This window comes from uncultured Xylophilus sp., from assembly GCA_913776965.1.
Taxonomy (GTDB): Bacteria; Pseudomonadota; Gammaproteobacteria; order Burkholderiales; family Burkholderiaceae_C; genus Xylophilus.
The window spans coordinates 13,021-30,705 of sequence record CAJYQL010000084.1 but is presented as its reverse complement, the minus strand read 5'-3'; the positions used below and the strand labels follow the sequence as shown (position 1 = coordinate 30,705).

General features: G+C 67.8%; 19 protein-coding genes and 1 tRNA gene. 12 read left to right on the top strand and 8 right to left on the bottom strand.

Annotation, left to right across the window (positions count from 1 at the left end; translation table 11 throughout):
- Positions 1-102: 102 nt before the first annotated feature.
- The gene (locus QZ500_RS12615; RefSeq protein ID WP_295855756.1) at positions 103-1,260 is read right to left on the bottom strand and encodes a trypsin-like peptidase domain-containing protein; all 1,158 of its coding nucleotides are present in this window, start codon (positions 1,258-1,260) and stop codon (positions 103-105) included.
- 85 nt (positions 1,261-1,345) lie between these two features.
- On the opposite strand from QZ500_RS12615, the gene QZ500_RS12610 reads away from it, so the two are divergent.
- Together QZ500_RS12610 and pdxA are read left to right on the top strand one after the other, a co-directional pair.
- Positions 1,346-2,113: a Nif3-like dinuclear metal center hexameric protein gene (locus tag QZ500_RS12610; protein WP_295855755.1), complete on the top strand. Its 768-nt coding sequence runs from the start codon at positions 1,346-1,348 to the stop codon at positions 2,111-2,113.
- Positions 2,110-3,159, top strand: a complete 1,050-nt coding sequence (pdxA, locus tag QZ500_RS12605; RefSeq protein ID WP_295855754.1) for a 4-hydroxythreonine-4-phosphate dehydrogenase PdxA — start codon at positions 2,110-2,112, stop codon at positions 3,157-3,159. The genes QZ500_RS12610 and pdxA overlap by 4 nt, the downstream gene beginning before the upstream one ends.
- A gap of 57 nt (positions 3,160-3,216) precedes the next feature.
- On the opposite strand, the gene mscL is transcribed toward pdxA, so the two are convergent.
- Positions 3,217-3,660: a large conductance mechanosensitive channel protein MscL gene (gene mscL / locus QZ500_RS12600; RefSeq protein WP_295855753.1), complete on the bottom strand. Its 444-nt coding sequence runs from the start codon at positions 3,658-3,660 to the stop codon at positions 3,217-3,219.
- A gap of 136 nt (positions 3,661-3,796) precedes the next feature.
- Between mscL and petA the strand changes: the two genes are divergently transcribed.
- The 6 genes from petA to QZ500_RS12570 all read left to right on the top strand — a co-directional run bounded on the left by petA (position 3,797) and on the right by QZ500_RS12570 (position 8,013).
- Positions 3,797-4,414, top strand: a complete 618-nt coding sequence (petA, locus tag QZ500_RS12595) for a ubiquinol-cytochrome c reductase iron-sulfur subunit (protein ID WP_295855752.1) — start codon at positions 3,797-3,799, stop codon at positions 4,412-4,414.
- 13 nt (positions 4,415-4,427) lie between these two features.
- Entirely contained in the window at positions 4,428-5,828 is a 1,401-nt protein-coding gene (locus QZ500_RS12590) for a cytochrome bc complex cytochrome b subunit (protein ID WP_295855751.1), read from the top strand.
- 40 nt (positions 5,829-5,868) lie between these two features.
- Positions 5,869-6,627 carry a cytochrome c1 gene (locus QZ500_RS12585; RefSeq protein ID WP_295855814.1) on the top strand — a complete coding sequence of 253 codons (759 nt, stop codon included), beginning with the start codon at positions 5,869-5,871 and terminating at the stop codon, positions 6,625-6,627.
- Between the two features lie 109 nt (positions 6,628-6,736).
- A complete protein-coding gene (locus tag QZ500_RS12580; protein ID WP_295855750.1) occupies positions 6,737-7,348 on the top strand; it encodes a glutathione S-transferase N-terminal domain-containing protein in 612 nt (203 codons plus the stop codon).
- 16 nt (positions 7,349-7,364) lie between these two features.
- A complete protein-coding gene (locus tag QZ500_RS12575; RefSeq protein WP_295855749.1) occupies positions 7,365-7,901 on the top strand; it encodes a ClpXP protease specificity-enhancing factor in 537 nt (178 codons plus the stop codon).
- Positions 7,902-7,937: 36 nt separating this feature from the next.
- Positions 7,938-8,013, top strand: a tRNA-Thr gene (locus QZ500_RS12570).
- A gap of 20 nt (positions 8,014-8,033) precedes the next feature.
- Here QZ500_RS12570 and QZ500_RS12565 read toward each other — a convergent pair.
- Positions 8,034-8,342 (bottom strand): DciA family protein, encoded by a 309-nt coding sequence (locus QZ500_RS12565; protein ID WP_295855748.1) that lies wholly within the window; start codon positions 8,340-8,342, stop codon positions 8,034-8,036.
- Positions 8,343-8,553: 211 nt separating this feature from the next.
- Between QZ500_RS12565 and secA the strand changes: the two genes are divergently transcribed.
- From secA to QZ500_RS12545, 4 genes are read left to right on the top strand one after another with little or no spacing between them, the layout of a single operon-like run.
- The gene (gene secA, locus QZ500_RS12560) at positions 8,554-11,307 is read left to right on the top strand and encodes a preprotein translocase subunit SecA (protein ID WP_295855747.1); all 2,754 of its coding nucleotides are present in this window, start codon (positions 8,554-8,556) and stop codon (positions 11,305-11,307) included.
- Between the two features lie 28 nt (positions 11,308-11,335).
- A complete protein-coding gene (gene argJ, locus QZ500_RS12555) occupies positions 11,336-12,565 on the top strand; it encodes a bifunctional glutamate N-acetyltransferase/amino-acid acetyltransferase ArgJ (protein WP_295855746.1) in 1,230 nt (409 codons plus the stop codon).
- 25 nt (positions 12,566-12,590) lie between these two features.
- Positions 12,591-13,463, top strand: coding sequence for an ATP-binding protein (locus QZ500_RS12550; RefSeq protein WP_295855745.1), 873 nt, complete (start codon positions 12,591-12,593; stop codon positions 13,461-13,463).
- Positions 13,456-13,902 (top strand): NUDIX domain-containing protein, encoded by a 447-nt coding sequence (locus tag QZ500_RS12545; RefSeq protein WP_295855744.1) that lies wholly within the window; start codon positions 13,456-13,458, stop codon positions 13,900-13,902. Before QZ500_RS12550 ends, QZ500_RS12545 begins: the two co-directional genes overlap by 8 nt.
- Before the next feature lie 28 nt (positions 13,903-13,930).
- Here the strand turns inward: QZ500_RS12545 and QZ500_RS12540 are convergent, their stop codons facing one another.
- Genes QZ500_RS12540 through QZ500_RS12520 form a run of 5 tightly spaced genes read right to left on the bottom strand, consistent with a single transcriptional unit; the run spans position 13,931 to position 17,667 of the window.
- Entirely contained in the window at positions 13,931-14,167 is a 237-nt protein-coding gene (locus QZ500_RS12540) for a DNA gyrase inhibitor YacG (protein ID WP_295855743.1), read from the bottom strand.
- Between the two features lie 26 nt (positions 14,168-14,193).
- Positions 14,194-14,949, bottom strand: coding sequence for a cell division protein ZapD (zapD, locus tag QZ500_RS12535; RefSeq protein ID WP_295855813.1), 756 nt, complete (start codon positions 14,947-14,949; stop codon positions 14,194-14,196).
- Positions 14,950-14,957: 8 nt separating this feature from the next.
- Positions 14,958-15,557, bottom strand: coding sequence for a dephospho-CoA kinase (coaE, locus tag QZ500_RS12530; RefSeq protein WP_295855742.1), 600 nt, complete (start codon positions 15,555-15,557; stop codon positions 14,958-14,960).
- Between the two features lie 8 nt (positions 15,558-15,565).
- On the bottom strand, positions 15,566-16,447 hold the full coding sequence (locus tag QZ500_RS12525) for an A24 family peptidase (protein WP_295855741.1): 882 nt from the start codon (positions 16,445-16,447) through the stop codon (positions 15,566-15,568).
- Positions 16,448-16,449: 2 nt separating this feature from the next.
- Positions 16,450-17,667 (bottom strand): type II secretion system F family protein, encoded by a 1,218-nt coding sequence (locus QZ500_RS12520; RefSeq protein ID WP_295855740.1) that lies wholly within the window; start codon positions 17,665-17,667, stop codon positions 16,450-16,452.
- Between the last annotated feature and the right edge of the window lie 18 nt (positions 17,668-17,685).

Here is a 17,685-nt window from a genome sequence, read left to right as displayed (position 1 = left end):
AGGGCGCGGCGCTGGAAGGGAAATGCGTTCATGACGAAAAAATCCTTGGACACGAGAGCTGAAGTGCCGCGGATTTTATTCGGGGCGCGGGGCACGCGCTTGTCACTCCTGCTGCATCCGCGGAGTGCGCGCCCGCGGCGGCCGCACACCGGGGGTGAGCTGTACCGTCAGCGGGCCGTCGCCGCGCACCAGCGAGAACGGTGCCGGCGTGCCCGGCTTCAGCGCCGCGACCGCCGACAGCAGCTCCGACACGTTGGTCGTCTTCTTGTCGCCGACCTGCACGATCACGTCGCCCGGCCGGATGCCGGCCTGCGCGGCCGGGCCCGACTGCAGCACACCGGTGATGATTACGCCCTGCGTCGCCTTCACCCCGAAGGTCTCGGCCAGCTCGGGCGTCAGCTCGCCCGGCTCGACGCCGATCCAGCCGTAGGTGACGCGGCCGTCCTGCACGATGCTCTCCAGCACCCGCTTGGCGGTGGAGACGGGAATCGCGAAGCCGATGCCCATGCTGCCGCCCGAGCGCGAATAGATCGCGGTGTTGATGCCCAGCAGGTTGCCGTGCACGTCCACCAGCGCGCCGCCCGAATTGCCCGGGTTGATCGCCGCGTCGGTCTGGATGAAGTTCTCGAAGGTGTTGATGCCGAGCTGGTTGCGGCCGAGCGCGCTGACGATGCCGCTGGTCACCGTCTGGCCGACGCCGAACGGGTTGCCGATCGCGAGCACCTTGTCGCCGACCTCGATCTTGTCGGAGTCGCCCAGCACGATGATCGGTAGCTTGTCGAGCTGGATGCGCAGGATCGCCAAGTCGGTTTCCGGGTCGGTGCCGATCACCTTGGCCTGGGCGCGGCGGCTGTCGTTGAGCAGCACCTCGATCTCGTCGGCACCCTCCACGACGTGGTTGTTGGTCAGGATGTAGCCGTCGGGGCTGACGATCACGCCGCTGCCGAGGCCGGCCTGCGGCTGGGCCTGGTCTTGGTCGCCGAAGAAGAAGCGGAACCACGGGTCGTTGCTGCGCGGATGGCGCGGCGCGGCCTTGCTGGTCGTGATGCTCACCACCGCGGGCGAAGCCTTCTTCGCCGCGCCCGACAGGCTGCCCGGCTCCGGCACGGCCGCCGGCGTGGACGGCGCCTCCAGCAGCGACACCACGCCGCCGCGGAAGCTCGGCCGGCCGACCCAGTCGGGCTTGAGCACGGCGACGACGAAATACGCCGCGAGGACGACGGTGACGGTTTGCGAGAACAGCAGCCAGGTGCGCTTCATGAGGGGGCGGGCAGGTATCGTGGGGAGATGCGGACGATTGTCCCCCAGCGTCCGCGCCGCGCGGCAGCTGGACAACAATCGACACATGGATGTCGCCACCCCTCCCACCACCGACCGCGATGCGCTGCTGCGCCGCTTCGACGCGCTGCTGTCGCCCGCCCGCTTCAAGGACTACGGCCCGAACGGCCTGCAGGTGGAGGGGCGCGAGCGCATCGGCCACATCGTCTCCGGCGTCACCGCCAGCCGCGCGCTGATCGAGGCGGCGATCGACCTGCGGGCCGATGCGCTGTTCGTCCACCACGGCCTGTTCTGGCGCGGCCACGACGGGCGCGTCACCGGCTGGCTCAAGCAGCGGCTCGCGCTGCTGCTGGCGCACGACATCAGCCTGTTCGCCTACCACCTGCCGCTGGACGCGCACCCCGAGCTGGGCAACAACGCACAGCTCGGCGCCCGCCTGGGCTGGACCGCCGACGCGCATTTCGGCGAGCAGGACCTGGGCTGCATCGGCGACGCCGACTTTCCCGATGCGGCGGCGCTCGCGCGGCATGTCGAATCGGGCGTGGATCGGCCGGTGACGCTGGTGGATCCTGCGCGAGGTGCTATTAAAAGAGTAGCGTGGTGCACCGGCGGCGCACAGGGCTTCTTCGAGGCCGCGATCGCGGCCGGTGCCGATGCGTTCGTCACCGGCGAAATCTCGGAGCCGCAGGCCCACTACGCCCGCGAACTGGGCGTCGCCTTCGTCGCCTGCGGCCACCATGCCAGCGAACGCTACGGCGCGCCGGCAGTGGCGGGCCGGGTGGCGGCCGACTGCGGGCTGCGGCATACCTTCGTCGACATCGACAACCCGGCATGAGCCGCGCACCCGCTCCGCTGCCGCTGGCGATCACCGCCGGCGATCCGGCCGGCATCGGCCCCGAGATCGTCGCCCGCCTGTTCCGCGACGCGCCCGACGACCTGCGCCACTGCGTAGTGGTCGGCGACGTGGCGGTGATGCGCCGCGCGGCCGCCTGCATCGCCGGGCGCGGGCCGTCGATCCCGGTCGCGGTGCTCGGCGCGCCCGCCGAGGCGGCGGACGTGCCGCCGCGCTGTATCCCGGTGCTGCCGGTGGTACAGGCCCGCGAAGAGGTGCCCTGGGGCCGGATTTCGGCCGAAGGCGGCCGGCAGGCGGCTGAGGCGGTGGTTTGGGCCGCGCGTGCCGCGCTGCGCCGGGAGGTGGCGGCGGTGGTCACCGCGCCGCTGCACAAGGAGGCGCTGGCCGCCGCCGGCGTCGACTTTCCCGGCCACACCGAACTGCTGCAGGCCGAGGCGGCGGCCTTCCTCGGCCGGCCGGTGGCGGAGGTGCCGGTCCGCATGATGCTGGCCAACGACGAACTGCGCACCGTGCTGGTCAGCATCCACATGGCGCTGCGCGACGCGATCGACGCGCTGACCGTGCCGCGGCTGCTGGGCACGCTGCGCATCGCGCATGCCGCGCTCACCCCGCTGCTCGGCCACCCGCCGCGGCTGGCGGTGGCCGGGCTCAATCCGCATGCGGGGGAGGGCGGCCTGTTCGGTCGCGAGGAGATCGAGGTCATCGCGCCGGCGATCGCCGCGGCGCAGGCCGAGGGCATCGACGCCCGCGGCCCCTATGCGCCCGACACGGTCTTCATGCGGGCCCGCGCGCCAGCCGGCGGTCTGCCCGGCGCCTTCGACGCGGTGATCGCGATGTACCACGACCAGGGGCTGATCCCGGTCAAGTACCTGGGCGTGGAGCAGGGCGTGAACGTGACGCTCGGCCTGCCGCTGGTCCGCACCAGTCCGGACCACGGCACTGCGTTCGACCTCGCCGGCAGCGGTCGCGCCGATCCGGCGAGCCTGCTGGCGGCGGTGAAGATGGCGCGCCGGCTGGCAGGTGCGTGAGGTTTTCGGGCGCCAGCGCCCGTCCCGCCTGCGCTGGCAGCTATGAAAAGAGGAGCGTCAGAGCACGCGCGGCTTCTGCAGGCTGTCGCGGATCTCGCGCAGCAGCACGATGTCCTCGGGCGTCGCCGCCGGGGCGGGCGGCGGTGCCGCATCGTCCTTGCGCCGCAGCCGGTTGATCTGCTTCACCATCAGGAAGATCACGAACGCCAGGATCGCGAAATTGACTGCGACGGTGATGAAGTTGCCGTACGCCAGCACCGGGACGCCGGCCTTCTTCAGGTCCGCCAGCGTGCGCGGCACGCCGGCCGGGATCGTGCCGAGCACGAGGAACAGGCTGGAGAAATCCAGCTTGCCGAACACCAGTCCCACCACCGGCATGATCACGTCGTTCACCAGCGAATCGACGATCTTGCCGAAGGCGCCGCCGATGATCACGCCGACCGCCAGGTCGATGACGTTGCCCTTCATGGCGAAGGTCTTGAATTCCTGCAGCATGCCCATGGACGGTCCCGGATCGAGTGATGAAGGGTCCGCAGTATCGCGCCTGCCGCCCGCCCCGAGACCCTTGGAGGCGCCGGATACGGTCCGCTACAATCGCCGGTTGACCCCAATCAAGCGATGATCATCGAGGATTTCCATGAGTGAATCTCTAGTCGGCGCTTCCCGCATCGACAGCAGCAAAAGAACGTGGCTCATCGCGTCGAGCTGTGCGGGCGCAGTCGGCGGCGTGGCGACCGCCATCCCGTTCGTCAGTACCTTCCAGCCGTCCGAACGCGCCAAGGCCGCCGGTGCTGCGGTGGAGGTCGACATCTCGGCGCTGCAGCCGGGCGAGAAGATCACCGTGGAATGGCGGGGCAAGCCCGTCTGGATCCTGAAGCGCACCGCCGCCCAGATCGCCGAACTGCCCAAGCTCGACGGCCAGCTCGCCGATCCGAAGTCCGAGCGCCATCCGGACGAGTTCACCCCCGAATACGCCCGCAACGAAGGCCGTTCCATCAAGAAGGACGTGCTGGTCGTGGTCGGCATCTGCACCCACCTTGGCTGCTCCCCGATCGACAAGTTCGTCGCCGGCCCTCAGCCCTCGCTGCCGGACGACTGGCAGGGCGGCTTCCTCTGCCCGTGCCACGGCTCGACCTTCGACATGGCCGGCCGCGTCTTCAAGAACAAGCCCGCGCCGGACAACCTGCCGGTTCCGCCGCACATGTACCTCTCCGATACCCGCCTGCTGATCGGCGAAGACAAGAAGAGCGCCTGAGGAGACGACGGACATGGCCGAATTCAAGGAAATCTCGCCGAACGCGCCGATGGGCGCGAAGCTCGGCAACTGGGTGAACAACCGGTTCCCGGCATCGAAGCTCTACCGGGAGCACATGAGCGAGTACTACGCTCCGAAGAACTTCAACATCTGGTACATCTTCGGATCGCTCGCGCTGCTGGTGCTGGTCATCCAGATCGTCACCGGCATCTTCCTGGTGATGCACTACAAGCCCGACGCCAACCTCGCGTTCGCGTCGGTCGAGTACATCATGCGCGACGTGCCCTGGGGCTGGCTGATCCGCTACATGCACTCCACCGGCGCCTCGGCGTTCTTCGTGGTGGTGTACCTGCACATGTTCCGCGGCCTGATCTACGGCAGCTACCGCAAGCCGCGCGAACTGGTCTGGGTGTTCGGCTGCGCGATCTTCCTGTGCCTGATGGCCGAAGCCTTCATGGGCTACCTGCTGCCCTGGGGCCAGATGTCCTATTGGGGCGCCCAGGTGATCGTGAACCTGTTCGCGGCCATCCCCTTCGTCGGTCCGGACCTGGCCCTGCTGATCCGCGGCGACTACGTGGTGTCCGACGCGACGCTCAACCGCTTCTTCAGCTTCCACGTCATCGCCGTGCCGCTGGTCCTGCTCGGCCTGGTGGTCGCGCACATCATCGCGCTGCACGAAGTCGGCTCCAACAACCCCGACGGCGTCGAGATCAAGAAGGACCTGGACGCCAACGGCATCCCGCGCGACGGCATCCCGTTCCACCCGTATTACTCGGTGCACGACTTCTTCGGCGTCTGCGTGTTCCTGATGGCCTTCACCGCGGTCATCTTCTTCGCACCGGAAGCCGGCGGCTACTTCCTCGAGTACAACAACTTCATCCCGGCCGATCCGCTGAAGACGCCGAACCACATCGCGCCGGTCTGGTACTTCACGCCGTTCTATTCGATGCTGCGCGCGATCACCAGCGAGATGATGTACGCCCTGATCGCCTGCGTGCTGGGTGCCGCCGTCTTCGCCGCGGTCAAGAGCCGTCTGGCCGGTTTCCTGAAGGGCCTGATCGTGCTGGTCGCGCTCGGCGTGACCGCCATGATGCTGTCGATCGATGCCAAGTTCTGGGGCGTGGTCGTCATGGGCGGCGCGGTCGTGATCCTGTTCTTCCTGCCGTGGCTGGACCACAGCCCGGTACGCTCGATCCGCTACCGCCCGGATTGGCACTGGTACATGTACGGCATCTTCGTCGTGAACTTCGTCGTGCTCGCCTATCTGGGCGTGCAGCCGCCGTCGCCCATCGGCGAGCGCATCTCGCAGGTCGGCACGCTGTTCTACTTCGGCTTCTTCCTGCTGATGCCCTGGTGGAGCCGGATAGGCCGGTTCAAGCCGGTCCCCGACCGCGTCACCTTCTCCGCGCACTGAGTCCGGCCGAGAAAGAACCACGATGAACACCACGGGAACCATCAAGAAGATGCTGCTGGCCCTGGCCGCAGCCGCCGGCCTGCTGGCGGGCGCGGGCCATGCGGCCGAAGGCGGTATCGCCTGGGACAAGGCGCCGAACAGCACCAACGACATGGCGTCGCTGCAGAACGGCGCCAAGCTGTTCGTCAACTACTGCATCGGCTGCCATTCGGCTGCCTTCATGCGCTACAACCGCCTGACCGACATCGGCCTGACCGAGCAGCAGATCAAGGACAACCTGCTGTTCACCACCGACAAGGTCGGCGAGACGATGAAGTCGTCGATCGACCCGCGCCAGGCCAAGGAATGGTTCGGCGCCAACCCGCCGGACCTGACCGTGATCTCGCGCTCGCGCGCCGGCCACGGCGGCACCGGACCGGACTACCTCTACACCTTCCTGCGCACGTTCTACCGCGACGACACAAAGGCCACCGGCTGGAATAACCTCGCGTTCCCCAGCGTCGGTATGCCCAACCCGTTCTGGGAACTGCAGGGCGACCGCCGCCCGGTGTTCGAAGAGCGCGAATCGCACGGCCACAAGACCCAGGTCTTCACCGGTTGGCAGCAGGTCACGCCGGGCACGCTCACGCCGCTGCAGTACGAGCAGTCGATCGGCGACCTGGTCAACTACCTGCAGTGGATGGCCGAGCCGGCGCAGAACACCCGGGTCCGTGTCGGCGTGATGGTGCTGCTGTTCCTCGGCGTGCTGACCATCTTCGCCTGGCGCCTGAACGCGGCGTACTGGAAGAACGTCCGCTGACCGACGGGTCCGGCCGTATCGCGCGCGGCGGCGGTCGCGCGCTGCATTTTTCGACAGAGCGGGTGTGCACGACACGGCCCGCTCTTTTTGACTTTAGGAGCTTCTCGCCATGATGGTGCTTTATTCGGGAACGACCTGTCCCTTCTCCCACCGCTGCCGTTTCGTGCTGTTCGAGAAGGGCATGGACTTCGAGATCCGCGACGTCGATCTCTACAACAAGCCCGAAGACATCAACGTGATGAACCCGTACGGCCAGGTGCCGATCCTGGTCGAACGTGACCTGATCCTGTACGAGTCGAACATCATCAACGAGTACATCGACGAGCGTTTCCCGCATCCGCAGCTGATGCCGGGCGACCCGGTCGACCGCGCCCGCGTGCGCCTGTTCCTGCTCAACTTCGAGAAGGAACTCTTCGTGCACGTCAACGCACTGGAATCGCGTGTCACCAAGGGCAACGAGAAGACGCTGGAGAAGGCCCGCGCCCACATCCGCGACCGCCTGACGCAGCTCGCTCCCGTCTTCCTGAAAAACAAGTTCATGCTGGGCGACAACTTCTCGATGCTCGACGTCGCGATCGCGCCGCTGCTCTGGCGCCTCGACTACTACGGCATCGACCTCAGCAAGAACGCAGCGCCGCTCCTGAAGTACGCCGAACGCATCTTCTCGCGTCCGGCCTACATCGAGGCGCTGACGCCGTCCGAGAAGGTGATGCGCAAGTAACCCCCCGGCGGTTGGCATGAACGCACTCGAATCGACCTCGACCCGGCCGTACCTGATCCGTGCCCTGTACGAATGGTGCACGGACAACGGACTCACCCCGTACGTGGCCGTGCGGGTGGACGACTCGGTCCAGGTGCCGCGCGAATACGTGAAGAACGGCGAGATCGTGCTGAACGTGAGCTACGACGCGACGAGCGCGCTGCAGATCGGCAACGACTTCATCGAGTTCAAGGCCCGCTTCGGCGGCACGCCGCGCGACATCCTGGTCCCTATCGGGCGGGTCATGGCCATCTATGCGCGTGAAAACGGGCAGGGCATGGCTTTTCCGCTGTTCGATGCCGAAGCGGCGGTCCCGGGCAATGCGCCTGTTGCCGCCGCGAGGGCACCGGCCGCGGACGCTGGTGCGGACAACCGCGTCGTCTCGCTGCTGCCGGCGGACGACGATGCGGCGCCGGTGCCCGCCGAAGCCCTGGACGAGGCCGGGGACGACACCCAGCCGCCGCGTCCGCCGTCGCCCGGCGGTGCGCGCCCGGCGCTCAAGCGCGTCAAATAGGCCCCCAGCATCGTCGCTAGAATACGTTTTTCCCGTGCCGCTTTAGCTCAGTTGGTAGAGCACCCGCCTTGTAAGCGGTAGGTCGTCAGTTCGATTCCGACAAGCGGCACCATTCCTGCGCGACGTCCACCGTCAGCGCCGCCGGCCCTGCACCTTGAGCCGGATCGTCTCCACATCCCGTCCCCGTGTCCGCAGATGCGCCTGCAATGCCGGCAGCAGCTGGCGCAGCTTCGCCGCGGCCGACGGGGTATCCACCAGCAGGCACCACACCTGGCCTTCGATCGGGCCGGCCTGCACGGATGGCCGCAGCATCGGCGGGATCAAGGTTTCCGCTTCCCGCAGCCGCTCCCCTGACTCGCGTGCGAGGTCGAGCAGACGCGAGAGCCCGGGCGACGCGCGGCTGGCCTGCAGGAGAGTGACGGGATGGTGACGGCGATACATGGCGCAACGAGGGCGGCGCCCCGGTCCACGATTATTCCGCACCCGGGCGGCCGTATGGACGGGCGCTAAAATTTGGGGTTTGTTCGGCGGCAGTACGGCCGGGCCGTGCGTCCTGTCGGCGCATGGTGCGCCGGGTGGTGACCGGATTCCTTTTACCTTCTGAGGATGGAGTGCTCCGCGCGCAGCGATCGCGGCCGGGCGCTCCGTATGCATGGCCAACTTTCTCACTTCCCTCTTCGGCAGCCGCAACGATCGTCTGCTCAAGCAGTACCGCGGTGTCGTGTCGCGCATCAATGCGATGGAGCCCGCGCTCGAGAAGCTCGACGACACGCAGCTGCGGGCCAAGACGGAAGAGTTCCGGCAGCGCCTGGCCAAGGGCGAAACCCTGGACAAGCTGTTGCCCGAGGCCTTCGCGGTGGTGCGCGAGGGCTCCAAGCGCGTAATGAAGATGCGCCATTTCGACGTGCAGATGCTCGGCGGCATGGCGCTGCACAACGGCAAGATCGCCGAGATGCGGACCGGCGAAGGCAAGACCCTCACCGCGACGCTGCCGGTGTACCTGAACGCCCTCACCGGCAAGGGCGTGCACGTCGTCACGGTCAACGACTACCTCGCCCAGCGCGATGCGCAGTGGATGGCCCGGCTCTACAACTTCCTCGGCCTGACCGTCGGCATCAACCTGCCGCACATCCCGCGCGAGGAAAAGCAGGCCGCGTACGGCGCCGACATCACCTACGGTACCAACAACGAATACGGCTTCGACTACCTACGCGACAACATGGTCTACGAGACCGGCGACCGGGTGCAGCGCGGCCTGTCGTACGCGATCGTCGACGAAGTGGACTCGATCCTGATCGACGAGGCCCGCACGCCCCTGATCATCAGCGGCCAGGCCGAGGACCACACCGCCACCTACATCGCGATGAACGCCGTCGCGCCGCTGCTGACCCGCCAGGAAGGCGAGGCCGATCCGCGCACCGGGGAAGGCGTGACCAAGCCCGGCGACTTCACGCTCGACGAGAAGACCCGCCAGGTCTTCCTCACCGAACAGGGCCACGAGACCGCCGAGCGCATCCTCGCGGCGCAGGGCCTGCTGCCGGAAGGCGCGTCGCTCTACGATCCGTCCAACATCTCCCTGATGCACCACCTGTACGCATCGCTGCGGGCGCACCACCTGTACCACCGCGACCAGCACTACGTGGTGCAGGGCGGCGAGATCGTCATCGTCGACGAATTCACCGGTCGCCTGATGGCCGGCCGCCGCTGGAGCGAAGGGCTGCACCAGGCCGTCGAAGCCAAGGAAGGCGTGCAGATTCAGGCCGAGAACCAGACGCTCGCCTCGATCACCTTCCAGAACTATTTCCGCCTGTATGGCAAGCTCGCCGGCATGACCGGCACCGCCGATACCGAGGCCTACGAGTTCCAGGAAATCTACGGCCTGGAGACCATCGTCATCCCGCCGAATCGGCCGAGCAAGCGCCAGGATCAGCTCGACCGCGTCTACAAGACCACGCGGGAGAAGTACGAGGCGGCGATCCAGGACATCCGCGAATGCTATGAACGTGGCCAGCCGGTGCTGGTGGGCACGACCTCGATCGAGAACTCCGAAATCATCGACGAGCTGCTCAACAAGGAAGGGCTGCCGCACCAGGTGCTCAACGCCAAGCAACACGCCCGCGAAGCCGACATCGTGGCCCAGGCCGGCCGGCCGAAGATGATCACGATCGCGACCAACATGGCCGGTCGCGGCACCGACATCGTGCTGGGCGGCAGCCTGGAGAACACCACCAAGGCGATCGAGGCCGACGAGACCCTCGACGACGCGACGAAGCAGCAGCGCCTCGCCGAAGCGCGCGCGCAGTGGGAGAAGGACCATGCGTTCGTCACCGCACAGGGCGGCCTGCGCATCATCGCGACCGAACGCCACGAGAGCCGGCGCATCGACAACCAGCTGCGCGGCCGGTCGGGCCGGCAGGGCGATCCGGGCTCCTCGCGCTTCTACCTGAGCCTGGACGATGCGCTGATGCGCATCTTCGCCGGCGACCGGGTGCGGTCCATCATGGAGCGGCTCAAGATGCCCGACGGCGAGGCGATCGAGGCCGGCATCGTCACCCGCAGCATCGAGAGCGCGCAGCGCAAGGTGGAAGCCCGCAACTTCGACATGCGCAAGCAGCTGCTCGAGTACGACGACGTCTCCAACGACCAGCGCAAGGTGATCTACCAGCAGCGCAACGAGATCCTCGACGCGCAGGACCTAACGGCGCAGATCGACGGCCTGCGCACCAGCACCTTCACCGACGTCGTGCGCCAGTACGTGCCGGCCGAGTCGGTCGAAGAGCAGTGGGACCTGGCGGGCCTGGAGAAGACGCTGGCCGAAGAGTGGCAGCTGGCGCTGCAGCTGCGCAAGCAGGTGGAGGCATCGAGCGCCATCAGCGACGAGGACATCCTGGAGAAGGTGCTGGCCGCGGCTGACGAAGCCTTCCGCGCCAAGATCGCGATGGTCGGCGGCGAGCAGTTCACCCAGTTCGAGCGGGTGATCCTGCTGCAGAGCATCGACTCGCACTGGCGCGAGCATCTGGCGGCGCTGGACTACCTGCGCCAGGGCATCCACCTGCGCGGCTATGCGCAGAAGCAGCCGAAGCAGGAGTACAAGCGCGAAGCCTTCGAACTCTTCGGGCAGCTGCTCGATGCGGTCAAGGCCGAGGTCACGCGCGTGCTGATGACCGTGCAGGTGCAGTCGTCCGAACAGATCGGCGAAGCCGCCGAGGCGATGGAAAGCCGCGCGGAAAACATCAGCCATGTGACCTACCAGGCGCCCTCCGACAGCGGCGACGTGGAGGTCGAATCGGCCACGGGTGGCGACCGCCACGCGCTGGCGGACGAGGTGCCGCGGGTCGGCCGCAACGACCCCTGCCCCTGCGGCAGCGGCAAGAAGTACAAGAACTGCCACGGCCAGCTCGTTTGAGCGCGGCGCCGTCATCCAAGGAGCTTCCATGCCCGTGAATCTGTCGGCGCCCGATGCGGCGTCCCTGCTGGCGATCGACGGTGTGCGCATCGGCGTGACCGAGGCCGGCGTCCGCAAGGCCGGCCGCAAGGACCTGACCGTCTTCCTGCTGGACGACGGCGCGAGCGTCGCCGGCGTGTTCACCCAGAACCGTTTCTGCGCGGCACCGGTGCAGGTTGGGCGCGAGCACCTCGCGGCGGGCACACCGATCCGCGCGCTGGTCATCAACACCGGCAATGCCAACGCCGGCACCGGCGCCGACGGTCTGGCCCGCGCCCGCGCGACCTGCGACGCGGCGGCAACGCTGCTGGGCGTGCCGTCCGTCGCGGTGCTGCCGTTCTCGACCGGCGTGATCATGGAGCCGCTGCCGGTCGACCGCATCGCCGCCGGCCTGCCCGCCGCGATCGCCGACGCGCAGCCCGACCACTGGGGCCGTGCCGCCGAAGGCATCATGACCACCGACACGGTGCCGAAGGCGTTCAGCGCCCAGGCGACCGTCGGCGGCGCCACGGTCCGCATCACCGGCATCAGCAAGGGCGCCGGCATGATCCGGCCGAACATGGCGACGATGCTGGGCTTTCTCGCCACCGACGCCCGCGTGGCGCCGGCCGTGCTGCAGCGGCTCGCCCGCGAACTGGCCGAAGGCTCGTTCAACCGGGTGACGGTGGATGGCGACACGTCGACCAACGACTCGTTCATCGTCATCGCGACGCACAAAGCCGATCACCCGGTGGTCGAATCGCTCGACAGCCCCGACGGGCGCGCGCTGCAGCAGGCGCTGCTCGGCGTGGCGCGGCAACTGGCGCAGGCGATCGTGCGCGACGGCGAGGGCGCCACCAAGTTCATCACGGTACAGGTCGAGGGCGGCCGCACGGCCGAGGAATGCCGCACGGTGGCCTATGCCATCGCCCATTCGCCGCTGGTGAAGACGGCCTTCTACGCCAGCGACCCGAACCTCGGCCGCATCCTGGCGGCGGTCGGCTACGCCGGCATCGCGGATCTGGACCAGGCCGGCATCGAACTGCATCTGGACGACGTGCATGTCGCGACCCGCGGCGGCCGGCATCCGGACTACCGCGAGGAAGACGGCCAGCGCGTGATGAAGCAGGCCGAGATCACGGTACGCGTCGGGCTCGGCCGCGGCGATGCGGCCGACACGGTCTGGACCTGCGACTTCAGCCACGACTACGTGACGATCAACGCCGACTACCGGTCCTGATGCTGCTACGCCGCACCGCCCGCCGATGAACGACCGATTCGAACAACTGCTCGCCCAGGCCGAACGGGTGCTGACCCGGCTGGAAGCGGTGCTGCCGCAGCCGCTGTCGCCGCCCGACTGGGGCGCCTCGATCGCCTGGCGCTACCGCAAGCGCGGGACCGGTGTCGGCCGGCTGGAGCCGGTCCGGCATGTCGCGGAGATGCGGCTGGCGGACCTGCGCGAGATCGATGCGCAGAAGGAAAAGATCGAGCGCAACACCCGTCAGTTCGTCGAGGGCCGGCCGGCCAACAACGTGCTGCTGACCGGCGCCCGCGGCACCGGCAAGTCCTCGCTGATCCGCGCCTGCCTGCATACCTTCGCCCCGCAGGGTCTGCGGCTGGTCGAGGTCGACAAGGCCGACCTGACCGACCTGCCGGACATCGTGGAGGCGGTGTCGGGCCGGCCGGAGAAATTCATCGTCTACTGCGACGACCTGAGCTTCGAGGACGGCGAGCCGGGTTACAAGGCGATGAAGTCGATCCTCGACGGATCGGTCGCCGCCGCCACGCCGAACGTGCTGGTCTATGCGACCAGCAACCGCCGGCACCTGCTGCCCGAGCACATGAAGGACAACCTGGGCTACACGACGTCGGACGATGGCGAGATCCATCCGGGCGAGGTAGTCGAGGAGAAGATCTCGCTGTCCGAACGCTTCGGTCTGTGGGTCAGCTTCTATCCGTTCAGCCAGGACGAGTACCTCGCCATCGCCGCGCAGTGGCTGGCGGCCTTCGGCGCCACGCCGGAGCAGATCGCAGCCGCCCGGCCGGAAGCGCTGGTCTGGGCGCTGGAACGCGGGTCGCGTAGCGGCCGGGTCGCCTACCAGTTCGCGCGCGACCACACCGGGCGTCGCGATGCCTGAGGCGACGCCCGAATCGCGCCGGCACACCGAGGTCGCCGTCGGCATCCTGATCCGCGCCGACGGTGCCTTGTTGCTGACCAGCCGGCCCGAAGGCAAGCCCTACGCCGGGTATTGGGAGTTTCCGGGCGGCAAGCTGGAGGCGGGCGAAACGGTCGAGCAGGCGCTGCGCCGCGAACTGCAGGAAGAGCTCGGCATCACCATCGGTGCGGCCGAGGTCTGGAAGGTGACCGAGCACGACTACCCGCATGCGCTGGTCCGGCTGCACTGGTGCAAGGTCCGCACATGGGACGGCGATTTCGAGATGCGCGAAGGCCAGTCGATGGCCTGGCAGACGCTACCGCTGCAGGTCACGCCGGTGCTGCCCGGCGCCTTCCCGGTCCTGGCCTGGATGGCCGAGGAGCAGGGTTTCCGCGGTGCTACACATTCTGTAGCTGGCTAGGCAGGCAGGGCGGGCGCAAAAGCCCTATTCAGTGCTGATGCCGAGGGTCGCCGAACGGTTCGTCGTCGGGCGGCCCTTCGGTCGGTACCCGAAATTCCTCGCTGGCCCATTGGCCGAAATCGATGCCGCGGCAGCGGGCGCTGCAGAACGGTCGGTGCGGGTTGTCGAGGCTGTAGACGCTGTCGCCGCCGCAGGCGGGGCAGGCGACGGTGCGCGGTGTGAGGGGAGGGGGCGCGTCGCCCCGCGGGTCGGATCCGGCAGACATGGCGCGGATTGTCGCGCGCCGGCCGGTCAGGCGCAGAGCGTGAGTTCGAAGCCCGCGTCTTCGGTGGCGGCATGCAGCCGGCCGTCTTCTTCCGGCCGCATCAGGCGGACCGACACCATCAGCCGGTTGCCGCTGATCTCCGGCACGAAACCGGTCGCCGGGTCGAGCCTGAGGCGCAGCAGCTGGAAGCTGCGGCCCTGCGGCAGGGTCTGCTGGAACTGGCCGTTCTGGGTCATCACCTTCTGCGGCATGCCGGTGTCGCGCAGCATCTTCAGCAGCAGATAGATCGATTCGGCCAGCGGCGCGAGTGTCGAGGCCCATTCGCCGATGTCGTGGCGCCGCTGGGCGCCGCTGCGGTGCTGCCAGGCGTAGTAGGCCGGCAGGTCGAAGCCGCAGGTGCCGCCGGGAATCCCGATCCGGCTGCGGATACCCATCAGGAAATCGTTCTCGGTGAGCGCCTGTCCGGCACGCCCGGTCTGCTGGTTGAGCGTGTCAAAGCAGTGGGTGATCTGCGCGATCACGCCGTCGAGCACCTTCTCGGAAATCGACGGATTGCCGCGGTAGCCGTCGAGCAACTGCTTCTGCTTTTCCAGGTCCTTGAGCACGTCCGAGCGCAGGTCGGCACGGGCCGATACGTCCATGATCTCGAAGATCGAGACCAGCGCGAAGTGGTGGTCCAGCGGATGTTCGCGCGATGCCAGTTCGCCGAGGCGGCGGAACAGCTGCTCCAGCCGCAGGTAAGTCCGGATGCGCTCGTTGAAGGGGTACTCGTACAGAATCACGCTGGTCATCATAGTCCCAAGTACCGGGCGATCCGGGACAGCATGCACCGGAGTTGTGCCAGGGTGCAGCCATCGTTGAAGACCACCGCATCGGCCGCGGCGCGGCGCTGCGCGCGGCTCGCCTGTGCGGCGACGATGCGCAGGACCGCCGCCTCGTCGAGCCCGCTGCGGCGCTGCACCCGCTCGACCTGGGTGGCGACGCTGCAGTCGACCACCAGCACCCGGTCGACCCGCGCCGCCCATTGCCCGGACTCGACCAGCAGCGGAATGTCCAACACCGCGCAGGCAGCGCCCTGGCGGCGGGCTGCGTCGAGCCGCTGTTCGGTGGCTTGGCGTACCAGCGGATGCACGATGGCCTCGAGCCGCTGGCGGGCGGCAGGCTCGGCGAAGATCGTCTGCCGCATCCGATCGCGGTCCAGGGCGCCGTCGGGCGTGATGAACGCCGGGCCGAACACGGTGCGGATCGCATCGATCGCCGCGCCGCCGGGTGCCGTCAGGCCGCGCGACAGGGCGTCGGCATCCACCACCGCGGCACCGTGTTCGGCGAGCAGGCCGGCGACCGTGCTCTTGCCGCTGCCGATGCCGCCCGTCAGGCCCAGCGTACGCATGCGGTGCGTCAGAAGCCCGCGATCCGCAGCACCCAGGCCGGCTCGAAAGCCATGCCGGCCAGGCCGGCTGCCGCGAGGAACGGGCCGAAAGGCACGTAGCCGCCTTCGCGCAGCGAACTGCGCAGCTTCATGCCGATGCCCACCACCGCGCCGACGATCGACGCCACGAGGATGAGCGGAACCAGCGCCTCCCAGCCGAACCAGGCACCGAGGGCGGCGAACAGCTTGAAATCGCCGTAGCCCATGCCTTCCTTGCCGGTCAGCAGCTTGAAGACCCAGTAGATGCTCCAAAGCGACAGATAGCCGGCCACGGCGCCCCACAGGGCTGCCAGCAACGGCACCGGCGTCCAATGCAGCGCTGCGGCGATCAGCCCCGCCCAGAGCAGCGGCAGCGTGATGTCGTCGGGCAGCAGCGTCGTGTCCCAATCGATCAGCGCGAGCGTGAGCAGGGCGGCTGCGAAGCCGCTCCAGGCGACACCGGCCGGCGTGATGCCCCAGCGGTAGGCGCAGAAGGCGAAAAGGCCGGCCGTCGCCAGCTCGACCGCCGGATAGCGCAGGCCGATCGGGGCACGGCACTGCGAGCATTTGCCGCGCAGCGCGATCCAGCTCACCACCGGCAGGTTCTCGTACCAGCGGATCGCATGGCCGCAGGACGGGCAGCGCGAGCGCGGTGCGATCAGGTCGAAACGCTCCGCCGGCGGTGCGGGCGCGGTCTCCGTCGGCGCCGGAGCGGTGCCGATGCCCTTGTCCGCCATGAAGGCGATGCACTCGGCGCGCCACTGGCGTTCCATCATCGCCGGTAGCCGGTGCACCACCACATTGAGAAAACTGCCCAGCAGCAGGCCGAACAGGGCGGCGACCGCGATATCCGCGGCAGGCGAGATCAGCACCACTACACCACCTGCCCGAGCTTGAAGATCGGCAGGTACATCGACACGACGATGCCGCCGATCAGGGTGCCGAGGAACACGATGATGATCGGCTCCATCAGGCTGGACAGGCCCGCGACCATCTCGTCGACCTCGCCTTCGTAGATGTCCGCCGCCTTGCCGAGCATGTGGTCAATCGAGCCCGATTCCTCGCCGATCGCGCACATCTGCAGCACCATGTTGGGAAACAGGTTGACGTTGCTCATCGCAGCCGTCAGGCTGACGCCGGTGGAGACTTCCTGCTGGATCTTCTCGGTCGCATCCTCGTAGATCGAGTTGCCGGCCGCCCCGCCTACGGAGTCGAGCGCCTCGACCAGCGGCACGCCGGCCGCGAACATCGTCGACAGCGTGCGGGTCCACCGCGCCACGCAGGCCTTCTCAATCAGCGCGCCGAAGATCGGTACCTTCAGCAACAGCCGGTCCATGGTGCGCTGCATCTTCGCGTTGCGCTTCCAGGCCTGGAAGAAGAAGTACAGGCCGCCGCCGATCGATCCGAAGATCAGCCACCAGTAGCTGACGAAGAATTCGCTCATCGCGATCACGAACAGCGTGGGGGCCGGCAGGTCCGCACCAAAGGAGGAGAACACCTCCTTGAATGCCGGGATCACGAAGATCATGATGATCGCCACCACGACAAAGGCGACGATCAGCACCGAGGTCGGATACATCAGGGCCGACTTGATCTTCGCCTTGATCGCCTCGGTCTTCTCCATGTAGGTGGCCAGGCGGTCGAGCAGTGATTCCAGAATACCGGCCGATTCGCCGGCCTCGACCAGGTTGCAGTACAAGCTGTCGAAGTACAGCGGATGCTTGCGAAAAGCGCTGGAGAGGGAGGTGCCGGTCTCGACGTCGGCCCGGATGTCGTTCAGCAGCCGCGTCACGTTGGGATTCGCATTGCCGCGGCCGACGATGTCGAAGGACTGCAGCAGCGGCACCCCGGCCTTCATCATCGTCGCGAGCTGACGGGTGAAGACGGCGATGTGGGCCGGCTTGATCTTTTTGCCCGAACGGGTTCGCCGCTTCTTGATCTTGGTCGGGAAGACGCCCTGCCGGCGCAGGGTCGCGGTGACCTGGTTCTCGCCGCTGGCGCGCAGTTCGCCGCGCACCGGCTTGCCCTGCCGGTCCTTGCCTTCCCACTCGAAGACGTATTCCTTGATGCCTCGTGCCGCAGCCGTTGCCATGATCCGTCCTGTGTGACT

Bases quoted from the DNA above. Each gene is read 5' to 3' on its own strand.
- QZ500_RS12565 (WP_295855748.1), bottom strand. From the start codon at position 8,342: ATGTATCGCCGTCACCATCCCGTCACTCTCCTGCAGGCCAGCCGCGCG.
- QZ500_RS12575 (WP_295855749.1), top strand. From the start codon at position 7,365: ATGAACGCACTCGAATCGACCTCGACCCGGCCGTACCTGATCCGTGCC.
- secA (WP_295855747.1), top strand. From the start codon at position 8,554: ATGGCCAACTTTCTCACTTCCCTCTTCGGCAGCCGCAACGATCGTCTG.
- QZ500_RS12590 (WP_295855751.1), top strand. From the start codon at position 4,428: ATGGCCGAATTCAAGGAAATCTCGCCGAACGCGCCGATGGGCGCGAAG.
- QZ500_RS12545 (WP_295855744.1), top strand. From the start codon at position 13,456: ATGCCTGAGGCGACGCCCGAATCGCGCCGGCACACCGAGGTCGCCGTC.
- QZ500_RS12580 (WP_295855750.1), top strand. From the start codon at position 6,737: ATGATGGTGCTTTATTCGGGAACGACCTGTCCCTTCTCCCACCGCTGC.
- argJ (WP_295855746.1), top strand. From the start codon at position 11,336: ATGCCCGTGAATCTGTCGGCGCCCGATGCGGCGTCCCTGCTGGCGATC.
- QZ500_RS12550 (WP_295855745.1), top strand. From the start codon at position 12,591: ATGAACGACCGATTCGAACAACTGCTCGCCCAGGCCGAACGGGTGCTG.
- mscL (WP_295855753.1), bottom strand. From the start codon at position 3,660: ATGGGCATGCTGCAGGAATTCAAGACCTTCGCCATGAAGGGCAACGTC.
- petA (WP_295855752.1), top strand. From the start codon at position 3,797: ATGAGTGAATCTCTAGTCGGCGCTTCCCGCATCGACAGCAGCAAAAGA.
- QZ500_RS12520 (WP_295855740.1), bottom strand. From the start codon at position 17,667: ATGGCAACGGCTGCGGCACGAGGCATCAAGGAATACGTCTTCGAGTGG.
- coaE (WP_295855742.1), bottom strand. From the start codon at position 15,557: ATGCGTACGCTGGGCCTGACGGGCGGCATCGGCAGCGGCAAGAGCACG.
- QZ500_RS12540 (WP_295855743.1), bottom strand. From the start codon at position 14,167: ATGTCTGCCGGATCCGACCCGCGGGGCGACGCGCCCCCTCCCCTCACA.
- pdxA (WP_295855754.1), top strand. From the start codon at position 2,110: ATGAGCCGCGCACCCGCTCCGCTGCCGCTGGCGATCACCGCCGGCGAT.
- QZ500_RS12615 (WP_295855756.1), bottom strand. From the start codon at position 1,260: ATGAAGCGCACCTGGCTGCTGTTCTCGCAAACCGTCACCGTCGTCCTC.
- QZ500_RS12610 (WP_295855755.1), top strand. From the start codon at position 1,346: ATGGATGTCGCCACCCCTCCCACCACCGACCGCGATGCGCTGCTGCGC.